The sequence below is a fragment of the Actinoplanes oryzae genome, assembly GCF_030757795.1.
In the GTDB taxonomy this organism is placed as follows: Bacteria; Actinomycetota; Actinomycetes; order Mycobacteriales; family Micromonosporaceae; genus Actinoplanes.
The window spans coordinates 1-4,610 of the sequence record NZ_JAUQWH010000302.1 but is presented as its reverse complement, the minus strand read 5'-3'; the positions used below and the strand labels follow the sequence as shown (position 1 = coordinate 4,610).

General features: G+C 71.2%; 4 protein-coding genes. All 4 read right to left on the bottom strand.

What is annotated here, in order from left to right:
• Window positions 1-267: 267 nt before the first annotated feature.
• Window positions 268-1,338 carry a ParB/RepB/Spo0J family partition protein gene (locus RBH18_RS43100; protein WP_306216309.1) on the bottom strand — a complete coding sequence of 357 codons (1,071 nt, stop codon included), beginning with the start codon at window positions 1,336-1,338 and terminating at the stop codon, window positions 268-270.
• Complete coding sequence (locus RBH18_RS43095; protein WP_306216311.1) at window positions 1,335-2,576, bottom strand: ParA family protein; 1,242 nt, start codon at window positions 2,574-2,576, stop codon at window positions 1,335-1,337. Before RBH18_RS43095 ends, RBH18_RS43100 begins: the two co-directional genes overlap by 4 nt.
• Window positions 2,577-3,089: 513 nt before the next feature.
• Window positions 3,090-3,893, bottom strand: a complete 804-nt coding sequence (gene rsmG / locus RBH18_RS43090; RefSeq protein WP_306216310.1) for a 16S rRNA (guanine(527)-N(7))-methyltransferase RsmG — start codon at window positions 3,891-3,893, stop codon at window positions 3,090-3,092.
• A 494-nt stretch (window positions 3,894-4,387) separates the two neighbouring features.
• Window positions 4,388-4,610, bottom strand: a 223-nt coding sequence (locus RBH18_RS43085; RefSeq protein WP_306216308.1) for a Jag family protein, incomplete at its 5' end; no start/stop codon positions are given.

Here is a 4,610-nt window from a genome sequence, read left to right as displayed (position 1 = left end):
CGGCACGCTGGAGATGATCAAGTCTCGCGTTGGTCGCCGAGAGGGCCCTTTTCGGGGGTTCCGGAAGCAATCCGCTCCGAATCTCGGTCCAGCCGAAATCCCAGGAGAATCGTTCTGACAGAACCGGCAGGCGCCTCTAGGAGCCGCGCCGGGGGACGGTCCGGGCATGAAGAAGGCACGTGATCCGCCAGATCACGTGCCTTGCTTGTCTTCGTTCTTTGGGAGGGGAATGGCCGCAGCCGCCATCCCTCTCGCCGGCGCGCTGGCTCAGTCGCCCGTGTTCGCGCCTTCTTCTTCGACGCCGATCATGCCGACGATGCGCTCGAGGTCGTCGACCGTGGCGAACTCGATCGTGATCTTGCCCTTGTTCCGGCCGATGTCGACCTTGACCCGGGTGTCGAAGCGGTCCGACAGCCGCTCGGCCAGATCGTTGAGAGCCGGGGCGTGCACCTTGGCTCGTCGCGCCGGGGCCGACTTCTTCGCCGGCCCGTCCGCCACGGCGAGCTGAACCAGCTCCTCGGTGGCGCGTACCGACAGGCCCTCGGCGACGATGCGCAGCGCGAGCCGCTCCTGGGCCTCGGAGTCGTCCAGGCCGAGCAGCGCCCGGGCATGGCCGGCCGACAGGATGCCCGCGGCGACGCGGCGTTGCACCGGCGCCGGGAGGTTCATGAGGCGGATCGTGTTGGATATCTGCGGCCGGCTGCGTCCGATGCGGCGGGCCAGTTCCTCGTGCGTGGCGCCGAACTCCTCGAGCAGCTGCTGGTACGCGGCCGCCTCTTCGAGCGGGTTCAGGTTGGCGCGGTGGATGTTCTCGAGGAGGGCGTCCCGGAGCATGGCGTCGTCGCGCGTCTCGCGGATGATCGCCGGGATCGACTCCTTGCCGACGGCCTGGGCGGCGCGCCAGCGGCGTTCACCCATGACGAGCTCGTACGAGCCGTCGCCGATGTCCCGCACCACGATCGGCTGGAGGAAGCCGACCTCCTCGATCGAGGTCTTGAGCTCCTCCAGCGCCTCTTCGTCGAAGACGTGCCGCGGTTGCTTCGGGTTCGGCACGATCGACTCGACCGGCAGCTCCGCGAAGCGCGCCCCGGGCACAGGCGCCAGCCCCTCGTCAGGAGCCGGCGCCTCCGGAGCAGCCGGCGCCGGCGCCGTCGCCGGCGCCGGCGTGGGTGCGACGGGTGCCGGCTCGGCGGCCGCCGGTGCCGGCTCAGCGGACGTCGGCGCCACGTACTGAGCAGGCGCCGGCGCGGCGGCCGGTTCCTCGGCGCTCGGGGGAGGGGCGGTGGGGATCAGTGCCCCCAGGCCGCGGCCGAGGCCACCCCGTGGACGGTTCTTCATGCCGTGCCTCCCGCGTTGACCCCACGCATTGCGATCTCCAGGGCGGCCTCGAAGTAGCTGGTCGCGCCCCTTGATCCCGGATCGTAGGTCATCACGGACTGGCCGTAGCTCGGCGCCTCCGACACACGCACGTTGCGGGGAATCACCGCCTCGAGCACCTTGGAGCCGAAGTGGTTCCGCACGTCCTGCTCGACCGCGTCGGCCAGGCGGGTCCGCCGGTCGTACATGGTCAGCAGGATCGTCGAGACGTCCAGCGTGGGGTTCAGGTGCTGCCGGACCAGGTTGATGTTGTTGATCAGCTGGTTCAGGCCCTCCAGCGCGTAGTACTCGCACTGGATCGGGATCAGCACCTCCTGCGCCGCGCAGAGGGCGTTGACCGTGAGGAGGCCCAGCGACGGCGGGCAGTCGATGAAGACGTAGTCGAACTTCTCGGGGTGGGCATTGATCGCGCGCGCGAGGCGGGACTCGCGGGCGACGACCGAGACCAGCTCGATCTCGGCGCCGGCGAGGTCGATCGTCGCCGGGACGCAGAACAGGTTGGGGATGCCCTCGACCGGCTGCGCCACCTCGGCAAGCGGCACGTTGTCGATCAGGCAGTCGTAGACGTCGGGCACGCCGGCATGGTGGGGCACGTTCAGCCCAGTCGACGCGTTGCCCTGCGGGTCGAGGTCGACCACGAGGACCCGGTTGCCGTGGAGCGCCAACGCCACGGCAAGGTTCACCGTCGTGGTGGTCTTCCCGACGCCGCCCTTCTGGTTGGCGACGCAGATGACGCGCGGGGCGGCCGGCCGCGGCATGGTGATCTCGCCGCTCGGATTGAGGATCTGCACAGCTCGCAACGCTTCCATGGCGAGGGGCGGGTAGTCCTCATCCCCGGTCGGCGTTTCACGTGAAACATGCTCGTCCGCATCGGCGGGCGGCGCACTCACTGCCGCGGGGGAGGGGACATCGGAGGAGGCCACAGGTACGGCCGCCGAGCCGGAAACCGGAGCAACAGCGGGAGCCGTACGAGGCGCCGGGGCGGGATTCCGGGAATCAACGGTCACGCCGTCCGTGGCTTGCACGGGGCTGCCGTACACCTGACCCTGGCTGCTTCGGGGCTGCGGCACGTTCTGCTCCCCGTTGTTGAAGGTCACCGTCAAACTCACACTCCGATCGGCATCGCCGTAGGGCTCGGTTTCACGTGAAACACCGTCCCATCCGGGGTCGCCGTCGGGGCCCCTGCCATGCTCATGCACCGTTTTATCCCTGCCTGGTTGGATGGAGTCGGCACCGCGAGCGTGCGGTCCGGCAGGAAACGGCTGCGCTGTGATCGCGCCCGCCGTCCGGTCCACACTATCGACGCGCGGCCAGCCTACGGCCGCTGGACGAACCGTGCCACGCTTGTCCGCCTGATGAGTTGAGAGTGACAGATTTCCGGGTGACTCGAAGACCATGAATCCGGGCACCCGGCCGAGTCGTCCGCCGTACCTCTTGATTCTCCCGCATGGCCACCCGGTTCCCGACAGCACCCTGGGCGTCTCCGGCCCGCCGGCCGGCTGCCCCGCACCTACGCCGACCGGCGTCTCCATCAGGCCGCCGGGCGCGCTTCCGGCGACTACGGCCGGGGCTGTTCCCGCGCCGCCGGGTGCGCTCCCGGCGGCTACGGCCAGGGCTGTCCCCGCGCCGCTGAGTCCTACTTTCGGCTCTGTCCGCGGGGGAGCGGACCGCGCGCTCTTCCCCGTACGTCGACGCGCGCCCCGCTTGCCCATCTAGCCCCTCCGCGATCTCCTCTTCCCGGAGCCGCGACCGGCATCGCCGGAGCGGTCGGGACCGGACCCGCGTCCCCCGCCACCGGAGGCGCGGCCCGAACCAGCCGCCCGTCCGGACGGCTTTGGCCGTGGTGCCACGACGGCTCGCTCCCGCACGATCTCCACGACCGTGGTCGGCGGATCGATCAGACCGGCCCCGCAGAGCCGGACGACCGGATCACCACCGCCGAGCGTCGCGACCGCGTCACGGTGCTCGGCCACCTCCTCCGCGGCCGAGGCGCCCTTGAGCGCCAGCAGCCGGCCGCCGACGGCGGCCAGGGGGAGGCACCAACCGGCAAGCCGGTCCAGCGGCGCCACCGCTCGGGCGGTGACGACGTCGGCCGGGGCGGGGGGCCCACCGGCGACGTCTTCGGCACGACCCCGGACGACCGTCACAGTCGCCTCGAGGCCCAGCGCCGTCACCGCTTCGGACAGGAAAGCGGTCCGTCGTGCCAGCGGCTCGACCAGCGTGATCGTGAGATCCGGCCGGGCCACTGCCAGCACGATACCGGGCAAACCGGCACCAGACCCGACGTCGATCACCGACGCCCCGGAAGGGATCATTTCGGACACGACAGCACAGTTGATCAGGTGACGTTCCCAGACCCGGGGCGCCTCGCGCGGGCCGATGAGCCCCCGCACGACGCCCTCGGTCACGAGCAGCTCGGCGTAGCGCCCGGCCAGTGCCAGCCGCTCACCGAAGACCTCCTCGGCCGCCGCCCGGTGCTCCGGGGGAGGGGACAGCACATCAGCCCCGGCGACCACGGGAAGGTCAGCGCCGGACGCGGGAGGATCGGCCACGGCACGCTCTCCTCCAGGCGAGGGAGGATCGGCCTTGGGAAGGTCACCGCCAAGCGCGGGGAGATCGGCCACGGGAAGGTCGTCGGCTACGGGAAGGTCGGACGCGGCCTTCCGAGGGCCGGGAGAAGAGGAGGAGCGAGCGCCACCGGACCGCCCGGGGAACGACCGCACCGGCACCCCACGCCGACCACCCGCCGACCGCGAGGCACCACCGGCGGCAGCGCCCGAAGCACCCGCCGCTCCCGACTCACGCGACGGCCCACCACGGGAGCCCGGCGCGGAACCGGAGTCCGACACGGAACTGGAACCCGACGCAGAGCTGGAACCCGACGCGGAGCCCGAGCTTGACGCGGAGCCCGTACCGGAAGAAGAGCTGGAGGAACGGCCGGAAGAAGCAGACGGCCCGGGCGCCGAAGCACCCGGGCCGTGCTCCCCCGCGCCGAAGCGGGGATCAGTCATCAGCTCGCCGGCCGCACCACGATGCGACGGTTCGGCTCGACGCCCTCGGACTCGCTCTCCACGCCCGAGATCGCGTTGACGACGTCGTGCACGCACTTGCGCTCGAAGGCCGACATCGGCTCCAGGCGCACCGCGTCGCCGTGCTCCTTGACCTTCTCGACGGCGTTGCGGGCCACCGCGGTCAGCTCCTTGCGGCGGGTCGCGCGGTAGCCGCCGATGTCG